Raw genomic sequence first — 25,340 nt, 5'->3', positions numbered from 1 at the left:
CATGGCGAGGGCCCGGGCAAGGATCACGGCGCTCCTGCTCGCGCTCGGCGTACTGGCCGGGGCCACCATCGGCTGGCCACTCGTAGGCGCGACCCCGGCGGTGGCCGCACCGGTCGCCACCCAGGCGGCCGCCGACCTCTGCACGACCCAGGAATGGCAAGCCGACTTCCGCGCCTGCGTCAAGAAACTCCAGCAGGTTGCCGAGTCCGAGGCCAACTGCTGGAAACCGCCGACTCCCACCGCACCGGATTCCGGGCTCGCCGGATGGTTCGCCTCGCGACCGGAGTCCTCGAAGCAACTCGGCCCGAAGGGTTACTACAGCGACTACGGGTACGCCGGCTACGGCTACACGACCTACCGGGTCGAGGGCGGCTGTGCGTCCTCGGTGCTGCACCCCGACTACAAGTTCAGCAATACCGTCGCCAACGGCGAGTTCATGGTCGCCACAGCGATCGTCGGGGCTTCGAATGCGCTACGTGAGCGCGCCTGGGACCCGCGCTCGATGTGGAGCTGGGCCGACCCGCTGGTGGACCAGGCGACCAAGGCCGTCTACCAGAAGGTGTTCAGCGTCTTCGGGATCATCACGCTCTGCGTGGTCGGCCTCTACCTACTCTGGCGGTCGCGCCAGTCCGACATGAGCAACGCCATGACCACGGCTGGCTGGGCCCTGCTGGTGATGGTGGCGGTGACGGCCTTGGCCGCGTGGCCGGTCAAGTCGGCAAACCTCGCTGACAGCACCCTGATCACCACCCTGGGCGTCGTACACGATGCGGTCGGGCCGGCATCCAAGGGCACTCCTCCTGAGAAGTGCGTAGTACCGAACCCGGACGCCTGCGTCGAAAAGCGGCCACCGGCGGTGCGAGCCAGCGACACGGCCACCGAATCGATGCTCTACCGGAACTGGGTGCGGGGTGCCCTCGGCTCGGCGGACAGCGAGACGGCGAAGAAGTATGGACCGGCGCTTTACGACGCTAAATCCTTGAACTGGGATGAAGCGGAGTCCATCCGCAGTAATCCCGCCACTCGCCCTGTGATCATCAAAGCTAAGCAGCAGCAGTGGATGACCGTCGCCGCGCAGGTCGAGCGGGAGGATCCGGAGGCCTACGAGTACCTCCAAGGGGTCCGGGACATGGATCGCATCGGCGCCGGTTTCATCGCCGTGCTCGCGTCGTTGCTCTTCGCGATGTTCGACCTGACCGCCTCGCTGCTGGTGCTGCTCGGCTTCCTGATCTTCCGGTGGGCGGTGATCGCGGCACCGATCCTCGGCACGGTGGGCCTGATGCGCCCCGCCAGCGCGGGGCTGCGCCGGCTGGCCAACGCCGTCGTCGCCGCGGTCTTCAACATCGCCATCTTCGGTACCGGCGCCGCCATCTACCTCTTCGCGGTCGACCTGATCATGAGCACCGCCACGTTGCCGGGCTGGCTCCAGGTGGTGCTGGTCTGGCTCTGCGGGGTCGTCGGCTGGCTGCTACTTCGTCCCTACCGACGGATCACCCAACTCGGCGGCAAGGACAACAGCGAGGCGGTCAGCTCGGCCGGCTCGTGGCACCGCCGGTTCTTCCGCGACATGCGTGCCGCCGCTCGACTGGACGTCGCGGAACCGGGTGGAACGGCGGAGCCGGCCATCGGTCGCCGCAGGGCGGTGGTGGCGGAACAGACCAGACTTCGCCCGGAGGCGCGACACGAGGATCCCGTACACACCGCACCCGTTGGCACCGAGCGCCAGCGACCCGACGGCCGTGAGCGCACGGACGAGTCGTCGAAGACCGAGGAACGTTCCGCCGCTTCCCGGCCGGCGGCACCCCGGCCCCGTCGTCAGCCGGCCACCTGGACCGAGCCGGACGTCCCGGACGAGAGGCCGTCGTTCGTCGTCTACCGGCCCGGCTCGGTGGAGACCACACCGGATCGGCCGACACCACGGATCCGGTCCGAGGCGCGGTGATGGCGGTGCGACGCGCTCTGGAGTTCCTGCTCACCCGGGTGCTGCGGTCCCGGCTCGGGATCGCGATCGCCCTTGCGGTCGTCGTGTTCGGCATCATCGGTGCGGCGCGGCTCGTCGCCGGCTCCGGTGATCCGGCGCTCGGCCTGAGCAATCGCCCGAGCCAGCCGATCACCACGGTCGAGCCGGACGCCGGTGACGACGGGGTGATCGGCTCCGACACACCGGCCAGCCCGACCACCCGGCCCGGTGCCCGCACTCCGGAGCAGACGGCCGACCGGTTCGTCGCCGCCTGGTTGGGCGGGCCGGGCATGACCGCCGAGCAGTGGCACGAGGGCATGCGTCCGCTGTCCACGCCCAATCTCGTCGCGAAGCTGGCCGGGGCGGACCCGGCCGGAGTTCCGGCCGGGCAGGTGACCGAGAAGGCCACGCTGCTGCCACGCACGGAGACATTCGTCGAGGCGCTAGTGCCCCTGGACACCGGGCGGCTCCGCTTGGAGCTGGTGGCACCGGACGGGCAGTGGTTCGTCGACGCGGTGGACTGGGAGCAGGGATGAGTGACCAAGGTCGTCCCCGTCGGAAGTTGCGCGTTGGCGCCGTCGCCGGCGCGCTCACGATCACGATGGCGTTGCTCTGTTGCACCGGGGGCAGCGCTGCGTTCTTCCTGACCGAACTGGGTGGCGACTCGGCCGAGGAAATGACGCCGATGAGCGCCGAGTGCACCGGTGACTTCCGGGTCGACGTGACCGGCGATATGCCCCGGCTCGCCGACTACGGCGACAAGCAGCTCCGCAACGCAGCGAAGATCATCAAGGTCGGGCAAGAGATGAAGGTCCCCGCACGCGGGTGGGTGATCGCCGTGGCGACCGCGATGCAGGAGTCCAGGTTGCTCAACCTGGCGAATAGCACGGTCAAGGAATCCGACAACCTACCCAACGAGGGTGTCGGGGCAGACCACGACTCGGTCGGCCTCTTTCAACAGCGCGCCTCGTGGGGCAGTGTCCGGCAGCGGATGACTCCTGAGTACGCCGCCCAGAAGTTCTACGAGAAGCTACTCAAGGTGTCCGGGTGGGAAGGGTTGCCGTTGACGGCCGCCGCGCAGAAGGTGCAGATCAGCGCCTTCCCGGACGCGTACGCCAAGCACGAGGCCCTGGCCGCACAGATCGTCGACGTGCTGGCCGGCGGGGCGGCCCGAACGGCGTTGGTCGGCGGTCGGCAGGTCTGCGACGCGGCCTCGGGCAAGGAGATCGCGGCGTCCGGTTGGACGGCCCCGATCGTCGGCGGCGTCGGCTCCGGGTTCCGGACCGCCAGTCGGCCGGGGCACAACGGTGTCGACATCGCCGCGTCCAAGGGCACGCGCATCCACGCGGCCGCGTCCGGCCGGGTCCTGGTCTCCCGCTGCGACCCGGACAACGGCGGCCAGTTGAGTTGCAACGTCGATGGCTACCCGGGCAAGGGCGGCTGTGGCTGGTTCGTCGACATCCTGCACGCCGGAGGCATGATCACCCGCTACTGCCACATGGTGACCAAGCCGTTCGTCGAAGTGGGGCAACGGGTCCAGGCCGGTGACGTCATCGGCGAGGTCGGCAGCAGCGGTAACTCCTCCGGCCCCCACCTGCACTTCGAGGTGCACCAGGACGGGGACCGCAGCAGCCGGGGAGCGATCGATCCCGTGCCGTTCATGCGCACCCGAGGTGCGCTGCTCAAGGACGCAGGCTGAGACAGCGGCTGCCATGAACGAACCACTGCCCGATCCGTTCGCGGACCAGCCCGACTGGGCGCCCCGGCCACCGCGACCGATCGACATAGTGCCGGCCACCGGTCGGGTCGAGTTGCGCGGGCGGCGAATACAGGTGGGACTTCCCGGTCTGGGCTGGCGCGGCGACCTCCGGGCGGATGACCGCGTCGTCCAGAACAGCCGCACCTACGTCCCGGTCATCCCGGAGCACGAGTGGTACCGCGCCGAGGCCGAGCAGGTCGAGGTCTTCGCTCCCCTGATACCGGTGGAACGGGTCTGGGTCGAGACCGTCGGCACACGCCGCGGTTCCGGCCCCCCGTCCCAGGAGGGGCCGATCCGACTGGTGTCCCTCGACGGCCCGAGCCACCGAGCCCCGACAGCGGTGATCGACGCGGACTCCGTCGTCGGGCGCCGCGTCGTGCACGTCATCGACTCGACGGAGCGGCGCGACCTCCGCGCCGTCACCGAGACCTACTCGGGTGCAGAGGGCGACATCTGCGTCCGGGTCACGCCGGAGGACGAATGGTATCGATGGGCATGGCGAGGTCAGGCACCCACCACCCTGGAGGTACCCGTCCACCTACTGTGGATTGAGTGACATCAGCTGCTCAGGCGTGCGCCTTCGCAGACTCTCCAGTCCTCCCCCAGCTGCGTGCTGAACCGCCACGGCTGTCGATCACTTTGAGTGATGCCGTCGACCATCGCAGAAATGATCAGCTCGACCTGCACGCTGGCAGCATCTCCCTGCCTCTGCACGGCAAGGGGACCCCAGCCGACCGAGATCGAAACGCCAAACCGCTCTTCCCGAGCCAGGAGATCGTCGCGCAGCGCTCGTAGCGCATCGAGCTCTCCGCCGCCCTCGCAGGTGAACTGGTCGGCTCGCACGTCGTTCCGATCGACGAAAAAGGCTTGGATGTAATTGGCTACGACCACGTCGGGGGCGCTGCGGTCTGGGGTGGTGGCGCGGTCGTACAGGATGTAGCCGGTTATGGCGCCGCCGAGACAGAGCAGCGCGAGCACCCCGCCGACGACGGTGAGCACGGTGCGCAGCCGGCTTCGTGGTGGCTGCGGCGCCGGGGCAACCGGGGCCGGCGGCAGCTGCTCCGAGGGGGTCCGCTGCGCCGGTACGCGGGAGACCTGGGAACCGGCGGGGGGCTGCACTGATTCCACCTCCTGAGGCTATCGGCTGGACGCCGCGTACCCAATGCCTCAGTTGCCGCGGATCGTGACGGACCGCTCCCATGCGGTGAGATCCACGACAACAACCGCGCACCGCCGCCGCACTTCCCGGGTAAGCGGCCTCAGCTGGGATACCGTCTCTGCTCGGGGAGGTTGCCAACCTCGGGCAGAGGGGGTGGACACGGTGACCGGTCCGAAGACCCGTACGAACCGCGCCGCTGCTCTGCACCGCCAGGCGGCGGCCACCGCGGCGGCCGCCGCCAACATCCTCGACGAGACCCGGCCGGTCCCCGCTGACCAGCGTCGCCAGTACGAGCTGGCCGATCGGCTGCGCTCGGTGGCGGCCCTGGTGGCTCCCGGCTGGTCCGGCGCTCCCCTGGAGACACTCGCTGCCGACGCGCCGCCCGGTGAGGGTCCGCCGCCGTTCGTCCGGGTCGGCACCGCTGCCCCGCTGGACGACGCCCGTTTTCCCGCCCTGGTGCCGCTGATCGGGACCGGCCACCTCAGCATCGACACCGACGCTCGGGATCCGCGGGTCGCCGGTCTGCTCCGGGCTGTCCTGCTGCGCGCGCTCGGTGCGACGCCGGCCGGTGCGCTGCTGGTCCGCGCGGTGGACGCGGAGGGTGCGACGCTCACTCCGTTCGCCGCGTTGGCCGACGCCGGGCTGCTCCCGCCGCCGGCCGTCGACGTGGCCGGCCTGCGGTCGGTGCTGACCGAGGCCGAGCAGTGGGTGGCGCCGGGGTCCAGTGGCCGGCGGCGGCACGACCGGACGCTGCTGCTGGTCGTCGCCGCGCTGCCCGAGCTGACCGGCCCGACCGACCTGGCCCGGATCGAGGCGCTGGCCGAGCAGGGCCCTGCGGCGGGGCTGCACCTGGTCGTCGCCGGCTGGGCGGCCCCCGGCCCGTACGCCAACCGTCCGCCGCTGCCCCGGGCCACCACGCTCGCCATGCGCAACGCGTACGCGCTGCTCGGCGACCCGCCGGAGGCCTCGTTCACCAGCCCGGGCGCGGATCCGCCGGGTGGGCTGAACTCCCCGGTCTTCGTCGAGGTCGAGCCGCCGGCGGAGCTGGTCGGCGCGGCCTGTCGGCGGCTCGCCCGGCAGGTGGAGGCGGGCTCCCGGCTGGCGCTGGCCGATGTGCTTCCCCCGACCGACGAGGAGCGTTGGTCAGCCAGCTCGGTCGACGGCCTGAGCACCACGGTAGGTGACGCCGGCGGACGGCCGGTGCCGCTCGGCTTCACCGAGCTGACCCCGCACTGGCTGGTCAGCGGACGTGCCGACGGCGGACGCTCGGCGTTCCTCACCACCGCCCTGCTCGGTCTGACCGCCCGGTACGGGCCGGCGGAGCTGGAGCTCTACCTGGTGGACCTGGGCGAGGGCGAGTCCTTCGTGGAGTTCCTGCAGACCGAGCGGGACCGGTCCTGGGTCCCGCAGGTCCGGGCCGCCGCGATGGCAGCCGACCGGGAGTACGTGCGGGACCTCTTCGACCGGCTGGCGACGGAGGTCCGCCAGCGCGAGGAGGCCGGCCGCCGGGCGGGCGGGCAGCGCTACGCGGAGCTTCGCGAGCACCGGTCCCTTCCCCGGATCGTCTGCGTGGTCGACAACGTGCCGATGCTCTTCGCCGAGCGGGACCGGCTCGCCGCCGACATCGCCGCGCGGCTGGAGGCGCTGGCCCGGGCCGGCCGGGCGTACGGCGTCCACCTGGTGCTGGCCGGCGCCGGCGAGCTGGGGCTGGCCGGCCGCTCGGACGGCGGGCACCGGGATTCGCTGCTCGGCCAGTTCCCGGTCCGGGTGGCGCTACCGGGTGGCAGCGCCGTGCTGGAACCGACCAACGACTCGGCCGCCGGCCTGCCCGTGGGCAGCGCGGTGGTGAACACCGCCGGTGGTCTGGGCGGCCCGCGTGGCGCGGTCCGCGGGCACGAGCGGCTGATCCGGTACCCGGACCCGCAGGACGCGCCGGAGGTGGTGGAGCGGCTGCGGCACCAGCTCTGGTCGGCCCGACCGGAGGGTTCCGCCCCGCCGGTGGTGTTCGCCGGCTACGCCCGCCCACTGCTGCGCAACGACCCGCGCCACCGGGCGGCGGTCGCCGGTCAGGTGCACGCGCCGGCCGCCCTGCTGGGCCGCGCGGTCGACGTCGGCCGGTCGACGGCGGCCGTGCCGCTCGGTCCGGCGGCCGGCCGCAACCTGGCCGTCCTGGGCCCCGGCCCGGAGGCGGCCCGCCTGCTGGTCACGGCGGCCCGGAGCACCGCCGCGCACCATCCGCCCGGCAGCGCTCGCTTCGTCGTCGCCGCCCCCGACCCCAACTGCCGGGTGCTGGCCGAGGCGTTGACCACCGAGCTGGCCGCCCGGCACACCGCGACGACGGTCGACGTCGCCGACGTGCTCGACGTGACCGGCGACGGCGAGCCGACCTACCTGGTGGTCTTCGGCCTGGACCGGGCCGGCGCGGAGGAGCTGCCCGTCGAGCGGCTGCGGGCGCTGCTGCGGGACGGGCCGCCGGCCGGGCGTCACCTGCTCGGCTGGTGGCGGGTGGTGCCGCCGTTCGCCGCGCTGCTCGAACCGGAGGGCGCCGTGGACAAGCTGGCCGCCGTCGCCGCGGTCGACGTGCCCGGCGCGCAACTCGCCGCGGTCTTCCACCGCCCGGTGGAGTGGCGACCCCGCCCGGGTCGGGCGGTGCTCTGGGACGGCCCGGACGAGCAGGGGTTGGTCCTGGTGCCGTTCGCCGAGGAGGAGGCGCCGCGATGATCGGAAACGGGGGCCGGGCGTCGGGCCGGAAGGTGGGCGGGACCGTCCGGCAGGAGCCACGGGATCCGGTCGGGCCGGGCCGGCAGCGCACCGCCGGGGAGCGGGAGGCGATTCCGCGGTCCCCGAGCCCGGACGCCGCCCTCGACGCCTGGCACGACTACCTGGCGGCCGCCCGTCAGCTGGACGGCGTGCGCCGGGGCGCCGCGGACGCCGCCGGTGAGCAGGCCCGGTCGGTGCAGGCGGCCCGGGAGGAGCTGACCGAGGTCCGGGCCCGGCTGGCCGCCCAGCAGACCCGGCTGCGCGAGCGGGGCGTACCGGCGATCTCGCTGGTGCCCTCCCCGCCGGAGTTGACCGAGTCGGCCCGGTCGATGGCCGGCGGGCCGGCGACCGTGCTGGCCGCGCTGCGTACCGCCCGGGGCCGGGCCGACGCCGCGGACGCCGCGCTGGTCGCGCGGCATCCGCTCCGGCCGGCGAGCTGGTCCGCGCGACCGCGGAACCTGCTGGTGTACGGGCCCTTGGCGCTGCTGGTGCCGCTGATCCAGGTGGTGGTGTACGTGGCGACCGGTGCCGGCCCGGCGAGCGTCGCCGCGCTGATCTTCGGGCTGCCGATGCCGGCGGTGGCCTTCGTGGCCGGCTGGGTCGGTATCGGGCGGCTGTTCCGGCCCGGTCCGAACGAGCGGCTGGACCGTACCTCGCGGTTCGGCGCCCTGGTCTGCCTGGTCCCGGCGGTGCTGGTCACCGCCGGCCTGCTCCTCGCCATGCTCGCCGGCTGACCCGGCTGCTACCCGCCGCCACCACTGCCGGAGCTGAGAAAACGGCCGGCCGCCCCGGTTACCCGGGCCGGCCAATCGCAAGCTCTTCCAGGTCGGGTCAGCGAGGCATGATCAGGGCCATCGCCTCGGCCCGCGACTTCGCGTCGTTCTGCAGGCTGCCGCGCACCGCCGACGTGATCGTCTTCGCGCCGGACTTCTGGATGCCGCGCATGGCCATGCACATGTGCTCGCACTCCAGCACGACCACCACGCCGCTCGGCGCGAGCTTGCTCATCAGCAGGTCCGCGACCTGCGAGGTGAGCCGTTCCTGCACCTGCGGGCGGCGGGCGAAGACCTCGACCAGCCGGGCCAGCTTGGAGAGCCCGGTGATCCGGCCGTCCGGGCCGGGGATGTAGCCGATGTGAGCGCTGCCCCGGAACGGGAGCAGGTGGTGCTCGCAGAGGCTCATCACGTCGATGTCCCGGACGAGCACCAGCTCCTGGTGGTTGGCCTCGAAGGTGGTGCTGAGCACCTGGGCCGGGTCGACCCGCAGGCCGGCGAAGAGCTCGGCGTACGCCCGGGCCACCCGGGCCGGGGTCGCCAGGAGCCCGTCGCGGTCAGGATCCTCGCCGACCGCGATCAGGATCTCGCGTACGGCCTTCTCGATCCGGGCCAGGTCCACGGTCTCCTCGACCGGCCCGCCCGCGAGCTTTCCGTTGATCAGGCGGGCGGCGATGTAGTCCAGCCCGTCGTCACCGTCGGGCTCGGTAGCGGAAGCGGCCAGCCCCCGGTTCCGGGAGCTGGCCGCTGGGTCCGTACTCAGTGCGTGCCGTCCGAGTTGTTGGACGAGGTACCGCCACCGACCGACGCCTGCGCGCCGTCGGCCTCGGCCTGCGCCTTGAGCTTGTCCTTCTCCGCCGGGGTGAGCACGGGCGGCTCGGTGGAGGGCTGACGCTTGCCGAACCCGTTGTAGGGCGCGAGCGGCGGACGCTTGACCACCCGGGCGCAGATCCGCGCCATGTCGGCGGTGGAGAGGGTCTCCTTCTCCATCAGCTCGAGCACGATGTTGTCCAGGACGTCCCGGTATTCCACCAGGATCTCCCAGGCCTCGTCGTGCGCCAGCTCGACCAGCGCCCGCATCTCGCCGTCGATCTCGGCGGCCACCGAATCGGAGTAGTCCCGCTCGTGGCCCATGTTGCGGCCGAGGAACGGTTCGTCCCCGCTGGTGCCGTACTTGATCGCACCGAGCTTGGAGCTCATGCCGTACTGGGTGATCATCGCGCGGGCCAACTGGGTGGCCTTCTCGATGTCGTTGCCGGCACCGGTGGTGGGCTCGTGGAAGACCAGTTCCTCAGCGGCCCGGCCGCCCAGCGCGTACGCCAGGGTGTCGATCATCTCGGCCCGGGTCTGGGTGTACTTGTCCTCCGTGGGCAGCACCAGGGTGTGGCCCAGCGAGCGGCCACGGGATAGGATCGTCACCTTGTGCACCGGCGCGGCGTGCGGCAGCGCCCAGGCGACCAGCGCGTGCCCACCCTCGTGGTACGCGGTGATCTTCTTTTCCTGGTCGCTCATCACCCGGGTCCGACGCTGCGGACCGGCGATGACCCGGTCGATCGACTCCTCGAGGGAGTCGTTGCTGATCGCCCGCTGGTCCTTACGCGCGGTGAGCAGGGCCGACTCGTTGATCACGTTGGCCAGGTCGGCGCCGCTGAACCCCGGGGTACGCCGTGCCACCGAGTCGAGGTCGACGTCGGGGGTGAACGGCTTGCCCTTGGCGTGCACCCGCAGGATGGCCTTGCGGCCCTCCATGTCGGGGGCGTCGACCGGGATCTGCCGGTCGAACCGGCCCGGGCGCAGCAGCGCCGGGTCGAGGATGTCCGGCCGGTTGGTGGCGGCGATCAGGATGACCCCGCCCTTGGTGTCGAAGCCGTCCATCTCGACGAGCAACTGGTTGAGGGTCTGCTCGCGCTCGTCGTGACCGCCGCCCATGCCGGCGCCACGGTGGCGGCCGACGGCGTCGATCTCGTCGACGAAGACGATCGCCGGAGCGTTCGCCTTCGCCTGCTCGAACAGGTCCCGGACCCGGCTGGCGCCGACACCGACGAACATCTCGACGAAGTCGGAACCGGAGATGGAGTAGAAGGGCACCCCGGCCTCGCCGGCGACCGCGCGGGCCAACAGCGTCTTACCGGTACCGGGCGGACCGAAGAGCAGCACGCCCTTCGGGATCTTCGCGCCCAGTGCCTGGTACTTGGCCGGGTTCTGGAGGAAGTCCTTGATCTCGTGGAGCTCCTCCACCGCCTCCTCGGCGCCCGCGACGTCCGCGAAGGTGGTCTTCGGCGTGTCCTTGGTGATCATTTTCGCCTTGGACTTGCCGAAGTTGAGCACCCGCGAGCCGCCGCCCTGCATCTGCGACATGAAGAACAGCAGCAGGAGCACGAGCAGCACGATGGGGAGCAGGTTGACCAGCAGGCTCACCCAGATGCTGTCGGACGACACCTTGGCGTCGGCGGGACCGGTGACCCGGTTGGCCGCCTTGGCCGCGAGGACCTCGTTCCAGACCTCGTCACCCACCTCGGCGGGGAACTGGGCCTGGATCCGGTCGGTGTTGGTGTCGCCGAACTTGGTCTTCTGCGCCAGGTCGAGCTGGAGCGTCTGCTCCTTGTCCTGGAAGACGACCTTATTGATCTTGGCGGTGTGGAGCTGGTCAAGCGCAACGGAAGTGTCCACCCGGTGGTAACTGGGACCAGAGGTGAACAACTGACTGAGCACAACGGCGCCGAGGATGACCAGGATGATCCAGACCACCGGTCGGCGGAAGAAACGCGTACGTTCCATACTGTTGTCGAGCGTCGAGACGCCCGCATCCTCCTGATCGACGTCCTGACCGTCTGATGGTGTTGCCGCCTGTAGCGGCGGCCGGAGCCGCCGTGCGGGCCGGCCTCGACCCCGAAGCGCGACAACTGCCGCGCCGCGGTCATTCGACGGTACACCGTGTGCGCACGGAGTGAGCTTGCGAGCCCCGCACTCGGCACACTCGTCGACATCGACGCAGCGCCCCGTGGGCGGAGCCCGCCAGCCCGCGCCGAGACGTACGGCGGGACCGGGCGGGACCAGCGTGGCGGGGAGTCCGACCCGGTCACCAGCGAACACCCGGTCAAGCGTTCGAGGGGCCGAGCGCGAAGGTGCCTCCGCGCCACCGGGCTCCACGGTAGCCGGAAGAGCTGAGAGTCCGCTGAACGTCGGCTTGACAGATGCCGATGCGAGTGGGGCTCAGGAGCGGGCGTAGACCTCGGGCTTGAGCACGCCGACGTAGGGCAGCTCGCGGTAGCGCTCGGAGAAGTCGAGCCCGTAGCCGACGACGAACTCGGTCGGGATGTCGAAGCCGACGTACTTCACCGGCACCTGGACCTTGACCGCGTCCGGCTTGCGGAACAGCGCGACCACCTCGACGCTCGCCGCGGACCGGGACTCCAGGTAGCGCAGCAGCCAGGAAAGGGTGAGGCCGGAGTCGACAATGTCCTCGACGACCACCACGTGCCGGCCGGCGATGTCCCGGTCCAGGTCCTTGAGGATGCGGACCACGCCCGAGGAGGTGGTGCCCTGGCCGTAGGAGGAGACGGCCATGAACTCCAGCTCGGCGGGGGGCCCTTGCCGGCCCAGCGCCCGGGCGAAGTCGGCCATGAACATCACCGCGCCCTTGAGCACGCAGACCAGCAGGAGCCCGTCGCTCACGTGGGCGTAGTCCGCCGAGACCTGCTTGGCCAGCTCCGCCGTCTTCTCGCGGATCTGCGCTTCCGAGATGATCACGTGGTCGATGTCGGCGTCGTACCAGGAGCCGTCAGCCATGACTCCTAGCCTGCCGTACGCCCACCGGCCCCCGTCGGCGGGGCCGCCCCTTTTGGCGCGGTCCCGCCCGGGATTTTCTCGGCAAAACTGGACCAAGGGTATCAGCAGGTACGGGACTGCCAGCGGCGACCTTCGTCGCTCGGCTTCCAGTCGGCCGAGTCGCGGGTGTCGGCGGTCAGACCGGCCGCCGAGGCGACGGCGAGCAGGACGAGGAACAGCAGGAAGAACAGGAACTCCATGGCGGCGCTCACTTTCGCACGATTGCTAATGGTTTCGCCGCCGGTGCGCACCGGACTTGACCCCAGTCTGCGCCGCTCCGTTCCGGGTCGACAGTGGCAGGAATGCCAATGGCCCTCGATTTCCTGCCACCGGTGGGGTTACCCTCGTCACATGCTCCGCACCGTCGCCGTCCTCGCCCTCGACCAGGTCGCCGCCTTCGAGCTCGGCGTGCTCGCCGAGGTGTTCGGCACCGACCGCACGGCCGACGGCTTTCCCGGCTACCGCTTCCACGTGTGCAGCCCGGACGGCGCCCCGGTGCGCACCGCGTCCGGCTTCCAGCTGGTCCCGCACGCCGACCTCGCCCCGCTGGAGGACGCCGACCTGGTCGCGGTGCCCGCGCACTCCCAGGGCACCACCGTCCCCGCACCGGTGCTGGAGGCGCTGCGACGGGCCGACGCCCGCGGAGCACACCTGCTCAGCGTCTGCTCCGGGGCCTTCCTGCTGGGCGCGGCCGGCCTGCTCGACGACCGGGAGTGCACCACCCACTGGCGCTATGTCGACGAGCTGCAACGGCTGCACCCGAAGGCCCGGGTCCGCTGCAACTCGCTCTACGTGGCCGACGGGCGGCTGCTCACCAGCGCCGGCACGGCCGCCGGCATCGACGCCTGCCTGCACCTGATCCGCCAGGAGCACGGCTCGGCGACGGCCACCCGGTTGGCCCGCCGGATGGTGGTTCCGCCGCACCGCGACGGCGGCCAGTCGCAGTACATCGAGGCGCCCATCCCGAGGGCGCCGGAGGCGCCGACCCTGGAGCCGGTGCTGGAGTGGCTGATGGGGCATCTGGACCGCACGGTGACCGTGGACGAGCTGGCCGCCCGGGCCGGCATGGCGCCGCGTACCTTCGCCCGCCGGTTCCGTGCCGAGACCGGCACCACCCCGCACGACTGGATGACCAACCAGCGGGTGCTGCTGGCCCGGCGGCTGCTGGAGGAAACCCGGCTGAGCGTGGAGGCGGTCGCCGACCAGGCCGGCTTCGGCGACGCGGCGGCCCTGCGCCACCACTTCACCCGTCGGGTCGGTGCCACCCCGCACAGCTACCGGACGACCTTCCGCGACCGCAGCCAGACACCGGCCTGAGCGCCGCCGCGCTGATCACCGAGCCGCTCGAGACCCGCCGTTCCGGCCGTCGCCGAAGGGCCGGGGTCAGCCGGGATCGGCGGCGAGCAGCCGGTCGGCGCGACGGAGCACCCGGAAGCCGCCGGGCAGGTGCGCGGCGCCCTGGCCGTGCCACTCGACGACCAACGCCTCCAGCGCGGCCACGTGCCGGTGGGACAGGGCGCCCGGCGGAGCGCCCAGCTCGCGCGCCCAGGCGTGCAGCACCCGGCCGCGTACGGCGGGGGCGAGGGCGGCCAGCTCCGGCACGGCGAGCCCGCCGTCGGGGTGCCGGGCCGCCGCGAGCGCCGCGTCGGCCAGGTCGTCGAGGGCGGCGGTGTCCGCGGCGACCAGCCGGGCGGTGCGGGCCAGCCCGTCGAGCACCCCCGGCCCCAGCGCGCGGACCAGCGCGGGCAACACCTCGGCCCGGACCCGCGCCCGGGCGTACGCGGGGTCGACGTTGTGCGGGTCCTGCCAGGGCTTGAGGCCGAGCGCCGCGCACGCCGCCCGGGTCTGCTCGCGGGTCACCGCCAGCAGCGGCCGCAGCAGCGGCACCCCGGCCAGCTCGCGCCGGTCGGGCATTCCGGCCAGCCCCCGGGGGCCGGCGCCCCGGGCCAGCGCGAGCAGCACCGTCTCCGCCTGGTCGTCGCGGGTGTGCCCGGTCAGCACCGCCGCCGCCCGGTGCCGCCCGGCCGCCGCCACCAGCGCCTCGTAGCGCGCCTCGCGGGCCGCCGCCTCGGGCCCGCCCGGCCGCCCGGCCGGCTTCACCCGGACCGACTCGACGGGGGTCAGGCCGACGTCGGCGGCCCAGGCCACCACCTCGGCGGCCCGATCGGCGGAGCCCTCCTGGAGGCCGTGGTCGACCGTCACCAGGCCGGCGGGCCGGCCGAGCCGTGGGGCGACGAAGGCGGTGGCGGCGGCCAGCGCGAGCGAGTCGGCCCCACCGGAGCAGGCGACCAGCACCGGCCCGTCACCGGCCAGACCGGTCAGCGCGTGACGGACCGCCAGCCGGATCGCGGCAACCGGCGGGGCGAGTACGGCCACCGGCGTGCGGTCAGCCGGCGGCCGGCACCGAGCCGGCCGGCCCGTGCACCCGGGCCACCCAGGCACCCGGGTCGCTGATCTCCTCCAGCCGGGGCAGGGTCAGCGGCGAGCCGAAGATCTTGTTGAAGCCGTCCATGCCGACCCGCTCCACCACCCCGTGCACGAACGTGCGGCCCTCGGCGTACTGGCGCATCTTGACGTCCACGCCGAGCAGCCGGCGGATCGCCTTCTCCACCGGGTTGCCGGCGGCGCGCCGGCGGTTGAACGCCGCCCGGATCCGGTCGACGCTCGGGATGACCTGCGGGCCGACGCCGTCCATCACGAACTCGGCGTGCCCTTCGAGCAGCGTCATCAACGCGGTGAGGCGGTCCAGCACGGCTCGCTGGGCGGGCGTCTGCACGAGGTCGAGCACGCTGGTCCGGCTCTCCGGGTCACGGATCGCGTCGGAGAGGGTGGTCACCCCGCGGCGCAGCCGCTCCACCACGTGCTCGTTGCCGGACGAGGCGTCCACGAAGGCCTGCACCTCGCCGAGGAAGTAGGCCCGCATCCACGGCACCGCGGTGAACTGGGTCCGGTGGGTCACCTCGTGCAGGCAGACCCAGAGCCGGAAGTCACGCGGGTCGGCACCGAGCTTCCGCTCCACCTCGACGATGTTGGGCGCGACCAGCAGCAGCTGGCCGGGGTCGGCGGAGAAGACCTCGTACTGGCCGAGCACCCGGCCGGAGAGGTAGGCGAGCACGGTGCCGGCCTGCACGCCGGTCAGCCGCGAGCCGATCGCCTCGGTCAGCGCCCCGGGCTGCTTGTCGCCGGTGAGCCGGCCGACCAGCGGGCTGATCACCTCGCGCAGGCCGGCGATGTTGGTGGCGGCCCAGTCCCGCCGGTCGACCACCCGCACCGGCGGGTGGGTCACCTGCGCCCGCAGACCGGTGTAGTCGGCCACGTGCCCGGCCGCCTCCTCGGTCAACCGCCGCAGGTCGCCGACCACGTCGGTGGCCTCTGCGTACGACACCCGGGGGCCCGACTTGCCCAGCGCCCCCGCGGTCGCGGCGGCCAGATCCCAGTCCACGAACTGCGCCATGCACCCCACCGTACCCGCGCCGGAACACCCCGACCCGGGCTCGCGGTGGGCGATCGAAGCTGGTCGCGCCCCCGGTCAGCGGCAGCCGCAGCCGGCCAGGGTGGCGGCGATCCGGTCCAGCGCCACCCGCGCCGCCGTCATTCCGTCGGCCGGCGCCCGGTCGGTGAGCACGGCGAAGGTGAGCAGCCGCCCGTCCGCGGTGGTGACCAGCCCGGCGATGGCGTGCACGCCGGTCAGCGTCCCGGTCTTGGCCCGCACCACCCCGGCGCCGGCCTTCGTCCCGGTCGTCTCGTAGCGCTCGCCCAGGGTGCCGGACCAGCCGCCGACCGGCAGACCACCGAAGATCGCGGCCAGTTCCGGATGCTTGCCGTTGCCGGCGAGCGTGATCAGGTCGGTGAGCAGGGAGGGGCTGATCCGGTCGGTGCGGGACAGGCCGCTGCCGTCGGCGAGGGCCAGCTCGTCGGCGGGTAGACCCAGCTCGCCGGCGACCGTGTCCATCGCCGCGGCGGCCCCGCTGAACGAGGCGGGCTTGTCCCGCGCGAGTGCGACCTGACGGGCCAGCGCCTCGGCGATGATGTTGTCGCTGTCGGTGATCATGATGTCGACCAGCCGGACCATCGGCAGCGACTCCACCTTGCCGAGCTCACCGCCCGGCGCGCTCGGCGTGGCGCCCTCCCCGGGGGCCTTGCCCCGGCTGACCGCACTCGTGGGCAGGCCGAGCAGCCGGGCGAACGAGCGGCCGGCGGCGAGGTCGGGCTCGGACACCCGCTCGGCGCCGTGGTTGCCGGCATCGTGGTCCTTCTTCGCCTGCGGCACGTCGCTCCGACCGGCGTCGGTCATCAGGGCGGTGATCGCCCCGCCGTAGCCGCCGGTGGGGATGTCGTCGTCCCAGCCGGGCTCGTAGACCGGCCCGGAGTAGAGCGACGAGTCGACGATCACCTTCGTCGGCGCGACGCCCCCGAGCGCCTGCTTGACCTGCGCGGCCAGGTCGTCCAGTCGGGCCGCGCCCGGGTAGAAGCCCTTCTTGTCGACCGCCAGGGTCGGGTCGCCGCCGCCGACGATGACCACCTCGCCGGGGTTCGCCCCGGCCACCGCCCGGGTGGGGATCCGGTACGCCGGCCCGCGCGCGGAGAGCACGGCCACCGCGGTCACCAGCTTGGTCACCGAGGCGGGCACGGTGCCGTCGTCGGCGCCGCGGGCGAAGAGCGACTGCCCGGTCGCCACGTCCGCCACCGACACGTTCACCCGGTCGCCGAGGGCGCCCACCCCGACCAGCGGGTCGAGTGCGGCGCGCACCCCGTCGGGGGTGGGCAGCGGGGCGTTCGGGTCGGCGCCGGCGAGCACGGCCGACGGCGCCGGCTCGGGCGCCGCGGCGGCGGCCTGCGGGTTGTCGGCCTCGCTGCCGAGCCAGCCCGCGACCGGGCCGGGGCGTACCACCGCCACGCCGGCGCCGACCAGCACGAGCAGGAGCAGGACGGCGAGCACCACCGGCAGCCGGCGTCGACGCCGGGGCGCCGGGGCCGTCGGGCCCGAAGCGCCGGGCGGCGCGTTCACCGGGCCGGCGCCGGAGGGCCCCCCGGGCGGGATCGGCCCGGCCCCGCCGACCGTCGCCCGGCCGGCCGCCGCCGGCGGGGCGGCACCCGCCGGGGCGTACCCCGGATCGGCGGGGTGGTGGTCCCGGCGCGGCCCGGCGGGCGCGGGGCTGGTGGGGATCCCGGAGGTCGGTGCGGAACCGGAGGGGTGGGCCGTCGGGAAGTTCGGCGGGGTCATCGGGCGCTCGGCGCCCAGGACGGGGAAGCGGCCCTGGCCCGGGCCGGTGGCGCGGGGGTCCGTCGGCGGCCGCCAGGCCGGCGGCGGGGTGCCGTCGGGGGCCGCTGCGGCGGGCTGCCGGGGGTGCGCGTCGGGCACCGGTACGCGCCCGGTGGCACCACCAGAAGCAGGTCGTCCGGTTTCGCGTCCAGAGCCTGCCTCCGGGCGGTAGTGTGAATCTTCCCTCCCCACGACCCCCTCCTCTCCTGCGACATCCGGCTTGGGTGACACTACTTTGGTCCGAACACTATGCGGCGGCCAGAACCGGTGGGTGGCTTTCACCTGTCCGGGCGGCAGCCGCTGGTTCCGTTAGCCAGCGTGGGCAAACGAGGGAGCGTGCAGATGGATTTCGACGTCACGGTTGAGATCCCCAAGGGTCACCGCAACAAGTACGAGGTCGACCACGCGACCGGCCGGATCCGGCTCGACCGGACCCTCTTCACCTCCACGCAGTACCCGGCGGACTACGGGTTCATCGAGGGGACCCTGGGCGAGGACGGCGATCCGCTGGACGCGCTGGTGCTGGTCCCCGAGCCGACCTTCCCCGGCTGCCTGATCCGGTGCCGCACCATCGGCATGTTCCGGATGACGGACGAGAAGGGTGGCGACGACAAGGTCCTCTGCGTCCCCTACGAGGACCCGCGCCAGGAGCACCTGCGCGACATCCACCACCTCGGTGAGTTCGACCGGCTGGAGATCCAGCACTTCTTCGAGGTCTACAAGGACCTCGAACCGGGCAAGTCGGTCGAGGGCGCGACCTGGGTCGGGCGGACCGAGGCCGAGGCCGAGATCCACGCCTCGTACCGGCGGGCCAAGGAGGCGGAGGAGCGCGGCGAAGCCACGCACTGACCCCGCCACGATTCGTACCGGGCCCGGGGGCCGCTCAGCCGAGCAGCCCCCGGGCTCGTTCGTAGAGGTCGAGGACCGCGCAGGCGACCGGCACCACGGCCACCACCAGCGCCGTGTCGGCCAGGTCGGCGACCCGGCCAAGGTACGGGGAGACCGGCCGGCGGGCGTACGTGGTGCCCGCCGTCACGGCGAGCAGGGCCAGCGCCACCCCGCCGGCGACCAGCAGGAGCCGGCCGGCGCCGCCCGCCCGCTCGGCGAGCACGGCGCCGAACACGGCGTGACCGGCCAGCCCGGCGGCCACCGGGGGCACCCGGTGCCGGACCGCCACGAAGAGCCGGGACCGCAGCAGCAGCACCGCGGCGGTGACCGCCACCAGCACCAGACCGGCGACTCCACCGGCCGCCGCGAGCACCGCCATCGCGGCGGTCGCCAGCACCGCGTGCCCGAGCAGCATCCCGGTGAGCATCTCCTCGGTACGTGCCACCGCCGCGTAGACCCGGCCGCGGTCCGGCAGGTCGCGCACCGGCGCCCCGCCGTCGGACGGGGTGGGCAGGGTGATCGGCGGCAGCGGCAGCTTGCCGAGCCGGATGGCCAGCAGCGGGATCACCCCGACCGCGAAGACCAGCGCGCAGAGCAGCACCGCCGCGGCACCCGCCGGGGCGAGCAACAGTCCGCCGAGGGCGGCCGCCACGCCGACCAGCCCGACCGTGGCGCCGGCCACGAACACCCGCAGCCGGGTGGCGACGCCGAGCAGCCCGAGCACCGAGACCAGCAGCAGGGCCGCCGCGCCGGCCAGCAGTTCGGGAGCGCCCACCCAACGCAGCGGCCCGAACAGCCCGACCGGGTCGCCTGAGCCAACCGCGAGGGCGCCGGCCGTTGCGGCGTACGGCAGCGCGTAGCCCCCGAGGGTCGCGGCGGTCGCGGCGTCGCCGTGCGCCCGCGAGGCGACGGTGGCGGCAAGGGTGAGCAGCAGCGCCACCGCCGCGGCGGCCACCCAGCCGGCCTGGTGCCGTGGTCCGCCGTCGAGCAGGGCGAGCAGCCCGACGGCGAGCGGCACGCTCACGCCGGCCAGGACCGCGACCCGGGTCGCCATCGGCGACCAGGCCCCGCCCCGACGCCGGGCGCCGTCGGCGATCGCCTCCACCACGTCGTCGTACTCCAGCTCCGGCCAGTGCGCGCGGGCCGGGACCAGGTGCAGCACCTCGCCGTCGCGGACCCCCTGCGGCAGCAGCGCCTGGGCGGTCGACAGCACCGCGCCGTCGGTGCGGCGCAGCAGCCACCCGCCGTGCCGCTCACCGTCGTCGGCCAGCCCCTCGCCGGCATGCCGGAGCACGTCGGGCAGCAGCTCGGCCAGGGGCACCTGCTCGGGCAGGGCGACGTCGACCCGCCGCTGCGGGGCGCTGATCGTGACGCGGGCCAGCCCGGTGGTCATCGAAGCATCTCCATATCGAACAGGTTCGGTGGCTGCGCGGACGACAGGACTTTACCTACGATGAGCCAGCTTCGGGTTACCGAGCGTTCCGGGAGGATCAGTGTCCACTGTCGTCATCAAGCGCCCGCCGCGCCGGCCGGCGCCGGAGATCCCGGTCGGCGAGTTGCCGGTCGAGCCGCCGCCGGAGATCCCCGCCGTGACCGGCGGGCGCTGGCAGCAGCTGCTCATGGTGCTGCCGATGCTGGGCGGCACGGTGGCGATGGCGATGATGTTCGGTCGGGGTGGCGGCGCCTACGCGTACGTGGTGGGCGGGATGTTCGGACTCTCGTCGCTGGCGATGCTGGTGACCTCCTGGGGCAGCGCCGGGGGCACCCCACGCAAGTCGGAGATGATGGCCGCCCGGCGGGAGTACCTGCGACACCTGACCGCCCTGCGCCGCCGGGTCCGGCAGACCGCCGGGCAGCAGCGGGCCGGGCTCTACTACCGGCACCCGGACCCGGGGCGGCTCTGGTCCACGGTGGCGAGCCACCGCGTCTGGGAACGCCGCCCGGGCGACCCCGACTTCGCGGTCGTCCGGGTCGCCGTCGGGCCCCAGACCCTGGCCACCCCGCTGGTCCCGCCGGTCACCCGGCCACTCGAGGAGCTGGAGCCGATGACCGCCGGCTCGCTGCGCCGGTTCCTGGACGCGTACTCGGTGGTGCCCGATCTGCCGGTGGCGCTCTCGCTGCGCAGCTTCGCCCGGGTCTTCGTCGCCGACGCCGGCGACCGTGCCGCCGGAACGCTCGCGCAGCCGGCCGGCGGCACCGGGCCGGCCGACGACGGCGGCCCGACGCGCGGAGCGGCCGGCCGGGCGCTGGTCCGGGCGGTGCTCACCCAACTGGCGGTCTTCCACGCCCCGGACGAGCTGCTGATCGCGGTCTGCGCCGGCCCGGAACGGCGGGCCGCCTGGGAGTGGGTCAAGTGGCTGCCGCACGCCCACCACCCCACCCGCACCGACGCCCTCGGCCCGGTCCGGCTGCTCACCAGCTCCGCGGTCGAGCTGGAACGGCTGCTCGACGAGGTGCTCGGCAACCGCGCCCGGTTCAGCGCGGCCGGGCCGGCGACCGACGGGCCACACGTGGTGGTGGTGCTCGACTCCGGCGACCTGACCGGGGCCACCGACCTGACCGGCGACGGCGGCATCGACGCGGTGACCGTGCTCGACCTGGACACCCCGCCGCCCCGGCTGCTCGACCGGTACGCCCTCCGGCTCGAGCTGCGCGACCAGCGGCTGCACTCGTACTCGGCCGACGGGCACGCCGAGGTGGGCGTGGCGGACCGGCTCGATCCGGCCGACGCCGAGGGGGTCGCCCGGCGGCTGGCCCCGCTGCGGCTGGCCGGCACCGCCCGTGGCCCGGACGCCCTGGTGCACGCCGAACTCGGCCTGCCGGAGCTGCTCGGCCTCGGCGATCCGCAGAGCTTCACGGTCGAGCAGGGCTGGCTACCCCGCTCGACCCGGGAGCGCCTGCGGGCGCCGATCGGGGTGGGCGCCGACGGCGGCGCCATCGAGCTGGACCTCAAGGAGTCCGCGCAGGACGGGATGGGCCCGCACGGCCTGCTGATCGGGGCGACCGGCTCGGGCAAGTCCGAGCTGCTACGGACCCTGGTGCTCGGGCTGGCCGCCACGCACAGCTCGGAGCAGCTCAACTTCGTCCTGATCGACTTCAAGGGCGGCGCCACCTTCGCGTCCTTCGACCGGCTGCCACACACCGCCGCCGTGATCACCAACCTGGCGGACGCGCTGCCGCTGGTCGACCGGATGGTCGACGCGATCAACGGGGAGCTGGTACGCCGGCAGGAGCTGCTCCGGCGGGCCGGCAACTTCGCCAGCCTGCGGGACTACGAACGGGCCCGGGCGGCCGGCAGCCCGCTCGCCCCGCTGCCGTCGCTGCTGCTGATCTGCGACGAGTTCTCCGAACTGCTCTCCGCCAAGCCCGACTTCATCGACCTCTTCGTGCAGATCGGTCGGCTGGGCCGGTCGCTCGGCGTGCACCTGCTGCTCGCCAGCCAGCGGCTGGACGAGGGGCGGCTGCGCGGGCTGGACACCCACCTGTCGTACCGGATCGGGCTGCGCACCTTCTCGGCGCTGGAGTCGCGCACGGTGCTCGGCGTCCCGGACGCCCACGAGCTGCCCCGCACCCCCGGCCACGGCTACCTGCGCTTCGGCACCGAGCCACTGGTCCGGTTCCGGGCCGCGTACGTCTCCGGCGCACTGCCCCGCCGCGGCCCGGCTGCCGGCCCCGGCACCGGCTCACCGCGCCTGCTCACCTTCACCAGCCACCTCGTGCCGGCGCCCGAGCCGGCCACCCCGGCGCTGCCCGCGACGGCGGAGGAGGAGAGCCGGGGAAGCCTGCTGGACCTCCTGGTGGACCGGCTGGCCGGGCAGGGGCCGCCGGCGCACCAGGTCTGGCTGCCGCCGCTCGACCATCCGCCGGCGCTGGACGACCTGCTCGGCCCGGTCACGGTCGACCCGACGCGCGGGCTCAGCACCGGCAACCCGGAGCTGCACGGCGCGCTCGGCGTGCCGGTCGCCGTGGTGGACAAGCCGTTCGAGCAGCGCCGCGACCTGCTCTGGCTGGCACTGGACGGGGCGGCCGGGCACGTCGCGGTGGTCGGCGCACCGCAGAGTGGAAAGTCGACGGTGCTGCGGACGCTGATCTGCGCGCTGGCGCTCAGCCACACGCCGGCGGAGGTGCAGGTCTACTGCCTCGACTTCGGCGGCGGCGGGCTGGCCGCGCTGCGCGAGCTGCCGCACGTGGGCGGGGTGACCGGCCGGGCCGACCCGACCGCGGTCCGGCGCACCGTCGGGGAGGTTGCCACCCTGCTCGCCGACCGGGAACGCCGCTTCGCCGAGCTGGGCGTGGAGTCGATCGCGGCGTACCGGCGCCGGAGGGCCGCCCTGGCCACCACCAACCAGCCCGGCGTCGACCCGTTCGGCGACGTGTTCCTGGTGGTCGACGGCTGGACCACCCTGCGCACCGAGTACGACGACCTCGAGCCGCTGATCACCGACCTGGCCACCCGCGGGCTCTCGTACGGGGTGCACGTGGTGACGACCGCGCTGCGCTGGCTCGACTTCCGCCCGGCGATCCGGGACCTGTTCGGCTCCCGGCTCGAGCTGCGCCTGGGCGACCCGGCCGACTCGCTGGTGGCCCGCCGAGCGGCGGCGAACGTGCCGGAGAAGACCCCCGGTCGGGGCGTCACGGCGGAGAGCCTGCACTTCCTCACCGCCCTGCCCCGGCTCGCCGGCGCCACGGCGGACACCGCGGACCTGGTCAAGCGGGTCGCCGAGGGCTGGGCCGGCCCGCCGGCGCCCCGGGTACGGCTGCTTCCGCCGGTGCTTCCCTACGCCGAGCTGGACCTCACCGCCACGACCGGGCTGCGGTTGCCGGTGGGGATCGCGGAGGCCGACCTGCGCCCGGTGGTGCTGGACTTCGCCACCGAGCCGCACTTCGTGGTCTTCGGCGACGGCGAATGCGGCAAGTCCTCCTTCCTGCGGGCGCTGGCCACCACCATCACCACCCGGTTCACCCCGGAGCAGGCCCGGGTGATCCTGGTCGACTACCGGCGCAGTCTGCTCGGCGCCATCGAGACGGCACACCTGATCGGCTACGGCACCGCCGCCGCGCACACCGCCGACCTGGTCGAGTCGGCCGCCGGCTACCTCGCCGGTCGGATCGCCGGTCCCGAGGTCACCCCGCGGCAGCTGCGCGACCGCTCCTGGTGGTCGGGCCCCGAGCTGTTCGTGCTGGTCGACGACTACGACCTGGTGGCGGCCGGGCCGGCCAACCCGCTGCGCGCCCTGGAGGAGTACCTGCCCCAGGCCCGGGACGTCGGCCTGCACCTGGTGCTGGCCCGCCGCTCCGGTGGCGCCGGCCGGGCCCAGTACGAGCCGATCGTGCAGCGGCTGCGGGAGCTCTCGACCGCCGGGCTGGTGATGACCGGCAGCCCCGAGGAGGGGGCGTTGGTCGGCCCGGTCCGCCCCGGGCCGCTACCACCGGGGCGTGGTCGGCTGGTCACCCGGCGCGAGGGCGTACGCCTGGTTCAGCTGGCTCACCTGCCGCCACCATGACCGGTGTCCGTGGAACGTGCCGGGATCGGGGTGGGAACCGGTAATCTCCGATCGTCGTGGTTCTGTCCCGATGAATGGCTGAGGATGTGACTGGGGTTCCGCACAGCTGTCCGGCAGCGGCGCGACGGACCGCCGGCCGGGCACTGCTCGGCGTCGCGGCGACCGTCGTCGTGGTCGCCGGCCCCGTGCTGCCCGCCGGCGCCGCGACGGCCGCCCCGCACCGCGTCGCCGGCCCGCCGGTGGTGTTCGCGCCCGCCGAGCCGAGCCGACCGGACCAGGTCCGCGACGAGCAGTGGCAGCTCGACGAGTTGCAGGCCGAGACGGCCTGGCGCAGCTCGACCGGGCGCGGGGTCACCGTCGCCGTCATCGACTCCGGAGTGGACGGTAGCCATCCCGACCTGGCCGGGCAGGTGCTGCCCGGGACGGATCTGGTCGGTCCCACCGGCGGCCCACCCGACCCGGTGGGCCACGGCACCACGGTGGCCGGCCTGATCGCCGGCCGCAACGACGACAAGCGGGGGGTGGCCGGTCTCGCGCCCGACGCGAAGATCCTGCCGGTACGCGTGCTGGACGCCGAGAATCGCTACGACGACGCGATGATCGTGGCGAGCGGGGTGCGCTGGGCCGTCGACCACGGCGCTCGGGTGATCAACCTGTCGCTCGGCGGCAGCGGCGACAGCCCGGCCCTGGCCGCCGCGCTCGACTACGCGTTCGCCCGGGACGTGGTGGTGATCGCCTGCACCGGCAACCTGGCCACCTCGACCAGCACCCGGGTCTGGTACCCGGCCCGGGAGCCGGGCGTTATCGCGGTCGCCGGCCTCGAACGCAGCAGCGACAACCTCTGGTCCGGGTCGATCACCGGGCGGGCCACCGTGCTCAGCGCGCCGGCCACCGGCCTGGTGGGCGCCCGCCCACCCGACGGGTACTGGCGGGTGCAGGGCACCAGCTTCGCGGCACCGCTGGTGTCGGCCACCGCGGCGCTGGTCCGCTCCCGCTACCCGCAGATGTCGGCCGGCGAGGTGGTCAACCGGTTGCTCACCACCGCGCGGGACATCGGCCCGACCGGCCGGGACGACCGCTTCGGCTTCGGCCTGGTGGATCCGGTGGCCGCGTTGACCACCGACGTGCCATCGGTGACCGGCAACCCGCTCGACGACAACGACTCCCCGGGCGTGGTCGGCTTCGGGCCGGCGCCGGGCGTCGGGCCGGAGGAGCCGGTGGCCGGCGCCGGCAGCGACCCGCTCAGCCTGACCGCGCCCCGGCAGCACACCCGGTGGAGCCCTCGGGCGGGCGGCAGCCAGGAGGACCCGGCGCCGGAACGGCTCTGGACCGGGGCGGCCCTCTTCGTCGCGCTGGTCACCGGCGCGGCGCTGATGGTCCGCCGGTTCCGGCAGCACGGTCGCTGACGGCCGGGCCCGCGTCTCGCCGCCCGCCGCGCTGGGTAGA

Annotated in this window: 19 protein-coding genes; 10 read left to right on the top strand and 9 right to left on the bottom strand. The window is 73.7% G+C overall.

What is annotated here, in order from left to right; translation table 11 throughout:
* Position 1: 1 nt before the first annotated feature.
* From AB0C04_RS18270 to AB0C04_RS18255, 4 genes are read left to right on the top strand one after another with little or no spacing between them, the layout of a single operon-like run.
* Positions 2-1,942 carry an MFS transporter gene (locus AB0C04_RS18270; protein ID WP_357055648.1) on the top strand — a complete coding sequence of 647 codons (1,941 nt, stop codon included), beginning with the start codon at positions 2-4 and terminating at the stop codon, positions 1,940-1,942.
* Complete coding sequence (locus AB0C04_RS18265; RefSeq protein ID WP_357055646.1) at positions 1,939-2,496, top strand: hypothetical protein; 558 nt, start codon at positions 1,939-1,941, stop codon at positions 2,494-2,496. The genes AB0C04_RS18270 and AB0C04_RS18265 overlap by 4 nt, the downstream gene beginning before the upstream one ends.
* Positions 2,493-3,659 (top strand): M23 family metallopeptidase, encoded by a 1,167-nt coding sequence (locus AB0C04_RS18260; RefSeq protein WP_357055643.1) that lies wholly within the window; start codon positions 2,493-2,495, stop codon positions 3,657-3,659. The genes AB0C04_RS18265 and AB0C04_RS18260 overlap by 4 nt, the downstream gene beginning before the upstream one ends.
* A 13-nt stretch (positions 3,660-3,672) precedes the next feature.
* The gene (locus tag AB0C04_RS18255; RefSeq protein WP_357055640.1) at positions 3,673-4,275 is read left to right on the top strand and encodes a hypothetical protein; all 603 of its coding nucleotides are present in this window, start codon (positions 3,673-3,675) and stop codon (positions 4,273-4,275) included.
* 2 nt (positions 4,276-4,277) lie between these two features.
* Here AB0C04_RS18255 and AB0C04_RS18250 read toward each other — a convergent pair whose 3' ends face one another.
* Entirely contained in the window at positions 4,278-4,838 is a 561-nt protein-coding gene (locus AB0C04_RS18250) for a hypothetical protein (RefSeq protein ID WP_357056532.1), read from the bottom strand.
* Positions 4,839-5,031: 193 nt separating this feature from the next.
* Here AB0C04_RS18250 and AB0C04_RS18245 point away from each other — a divergent pair, with 193 nt between their 5' ends.
* Both AB0C04_RS18245 and AB0C04_RS18240 read left to right on the top strand, forming a co-directional pair.
* Positions 5,032-7,599, top strand: a complete 2,568-nt coding sequence (locus tag AB0C04_RS18245; protein WP_357055637.1) for an FtsK/SpoIIIE domain-containing protein — start codon at positions 5,032-5,034, stop codon at positions 7,597-7,599.
* Entirely contained in the window at positions 7,596-8,372 is a 777-nt protein-coding gene (locus AB0C04_RS18240; protein WP_357055634.1) for a hypothetical protein, read from the top strand. Before AB0C04_RS18245 ends, AB0C04_RS18240 begins: the two co-directional genes overlap by 4 nt.
* 97 nt (positions 8,373-8,469) lie before the next feature.
* On the opposite strand, the gene folE is transcribed toward AB0C04_RS18240, so the two are convergent.
* The 4 genes from folE to AB0C04_RS18220 form a co-directional block, all read right to left on the bottom strand.
* Positions 8,470-9,135 carry a GTP cyclohydrolase I FolE gene (gene folE / locus AB0C04_RS18235; protein WP_357056529.1) on the bottom strand — a complete coding sequence of 222 codons (666 nt, stop codon included), beginning with the start codon at positions 9,133-9,135 and terminating at the stop codon, positions 8,470-8,472.
* A 35-nt stretch (positions 9,136-9,170) separates the two neighbouring features.
* Positions 9,171-11,189, bottom strand: coding sequence for an ATP-dependent zinc metalloprotease FtsH (gene ftsH / locus AB0C04_RS18230; RefSeq protein WP_357055631.1), 2,019 nt, complete (start codon positions 11,187-11,189; stop codon positions 9,171-9,173).
* Between the two features lie 435 nt (positions 11,190-11,624).
* A complete protein-coding gene (gene hpt, locus AB0C04_RS18225) occupies positions 11,625-12,200 on the bottom strand; it encodes a hypoxanthine phosphoribosyltransferase (RefSeq protein ID WP_357055628.1) in 576 nt (191 codons plus the stop codon).
* Between the two features lie 101 nt (positions 12,201-12,301).
* Positions 12,302-12,451, bottom strand: a complete 150-nt coding sequence (locus AB0C04_RS18220) for a hypothetical protein (protein ID WP_357056589.1) — start codon at positions 12,449-12,451, stop codon at positions 12,302-12,304.
* A 139-nt stretch (positions 12,452-12,590) separates the two neighbouring features.
* Here AB0C04_RS18220 and AB0C04_RS18215 point away from each other — a divergent pair, with 139 nt between their 5' ends.
* Positions 12,591-13,556 carry a helix-turn-helix domain-containing protein gene (locus AB0C04_RS18215; RefSeq protein ID WP_357055625.1) on the top strand — a complete coding sequence of 322 codons (966 nt, stop codon included), beginning with the start codon at positions 12,591-12,593 and terminating at the stop codon, positions 13,554-13,556.
* A 66-nt stretch (positions 13,557-13,622) separates the two neighbouring features.
* On the opposite strand, the gene tilS is transcribed toward AB0C04_RS18215, so the two are convergent.
* From tilS to dacB, 3 genes are all read right to left on the bottom strand, one after another.
* A complete protein-coding gene (gene tilS, locus AB0C04_RS18210) occupies positions 13,623-14,615 on the bottom strand; it encodes a tRNA lysidine(34) synthetase TilS (RefSeq protein ID WP_357055622.1) in 993 nt (330 codons plus the stop codon).
* A 10-nt stretch (positions 14,616-14,625) separates the two neighbouring features.
* A complete protein-coding gene (locus AB0C04_RS18205; RefSeq protein WP_357055619.1) occupies positions 14,626-15,693 on the bottom strand; it encodes a zinc-dependent metalloprotease in 1,068 nt (355 codons plus the stop codon).
* Positions 15,694-15,768: 75 nt separating this feature from the next.
* A complete protein-coding gene (gene dacB, locus AB0C04_RS18200; RefSeq protein WP_357056526.1) occupies positions 15,769-17,247 on the bottom strand; it encodes a D-alanyl-D-alanine carboxypeptidase/D-alanyl-D-alanine-endopeptidase in 1,479 nt (492 codons plus the stop codon).
* Positions 17,248-17,844: 597 nt separating this feature from the next.
* Between dacB and AB0C04_RS18195 the strand changes: the two genes are divergently transcribed.
* A complete protein-coding gene (locus AB0C04_RS18195) occupies positions 17,845-18,351 on the top strand; it encodes an inorganic diphosphatase (RefSeq protein ID WP_350873554.1) in 507 nt (168 codons plus the stop codon).
* A gap of 34 nt (positions 18,352-18,385) precedes the next feature.
* Here AB0C04_RS18195 and eccD read toward each other — a convergent pair whose 3' ends face one another.
* A complete protein-coding gene (gene eccD, locus AB0C04_RS18190; RefSeq protein ID WP_357055616.1) occupies positions 18,386-19,783 on the bottom strand; it encodes a type VII secretion integral membrane protein EccD in 1,398 nt (465 codons plus the stop codon).
* A gap of 100 nt (positions 19,784-19,883) precedes the next feature.
* Here eccD and eccCa point away from each other — a divergent pair, with 100 nt between their 5' ends.
* Together eccCa and mycP are read left to right on the top strand one after the other, a co-directional pair.
* Complete coding sequence (gene eccCa, locus AB0C04_RS18185; RefSeq protein WP_357055613.1) at positions 19,884-23,894, top strand: type VII secretion protein EccCa; 4,011 nt, start codon at positions 19,884-19,886, stop codon at positions 23,892-23,894.
* A gap of 74 nt (positions 23,895-23,968) precedes the next feature.
* Positions 23,969-25,300, top strand: coding sequence for a type VII secretion-associated serine protease mycosin (mycP, locus tag AB0C04_RS18180; protein WP_357055610.1), 1,332 nt, complete (start codon positions 23,969-23,971; stop codon positions 25,298-25,300).
* Positions 25,301-25,340 lie beyond the last annotated feature (40 nt).

Source organism: Micromonospora sp. NPDC048909 (genome assembly GCF_040649635.1).
In the GTDB taxonomy this organism is placed as follows: Bacteria; Actinomycetota; Actinomycetes; order Mycobacteriales; family Micromonosporaceae; genus Micromonospora.
The sequence above is the reverse complement of the archived record's forward strand: the minus strand, read 5'-3'. Positions and strand labels throughout refer to the sequence as shown.

Coding starts and splice junctions, on each gene's coding strand:
- eccD (WP_357055616.1), bottom strand. CDS start 19,783: ATGACCACCGGGCTGGCCCGCGTCACGATCAGCGCCCCGCAGCGGCGG.
- AB0C04_RS18255 (WP_357055640.1), top strand. CDS start 3,673: ATGAACGAACCACTGCCCGATCCGTTCGCGGACCAGCCCGACTGGGCG.
- ftsH (WP_357055631.1), bottom strand. CDS start 11,189: ATGGAACGTACGCGTTTCTTCCGCCGACCGGTGGTCTGGATCATCCTG.
- hpt (WP_357055628.1), bottom strand. CDS start 12,200: ATGGCTGACGGCTCCTGGTACGACGCCGACATCGACCACGTGATCATC.
- AB0C04_RS18240 (WP_357055634.1), top strand. CDS start 7,596: ATGATCGGAAACGGGGGCCGGGCGTCGGGCCGGAAGGTGGGCGGGACC.
- AB0C04_RS18205 (WP_357055619.1), bottom strand. CDS start 15,693: ATGGCGCAGTTCGTGGACTGGGATCTGGCCGCCGCGACCGCGGGGGCG.
- AB0C04_RS18260 (WP_357055643.1), top strand. CDS start 2,493: ATGAGTGACCAAGGTCGTCCCCGTCGGAAGTTGCGCGTTGGCGCCGTC.
- AB0C04_RS18195 (WP_350873554.1), top strand. CDS start 17,845: ATGGATTTCGACGTCACGGTTGAGATCCCCAAGGGTCACCGCAACAAG.
- mycP (WP_357055610.1), top strand. CDS start 23,969: ATGGCTGAGGATGTGACTGGGGTTCCGCACAGCTGTCCGGCAGCGGCG.
- AB0C04_RS18215 (WP_357055625.1), top strand. CDS start 12,591: ATGCTCCGCACCGTCGCCGTCCTCGCCCTCGACCAGGTCGCCGCCTTC.
- AB0C04_RS18270 (WP_357055648.1), top strand. CDS start 2: ATGGCGAGGGCCCGGGCAAGGATCACGGCGCTCCTGCTCGCGCTCGGC.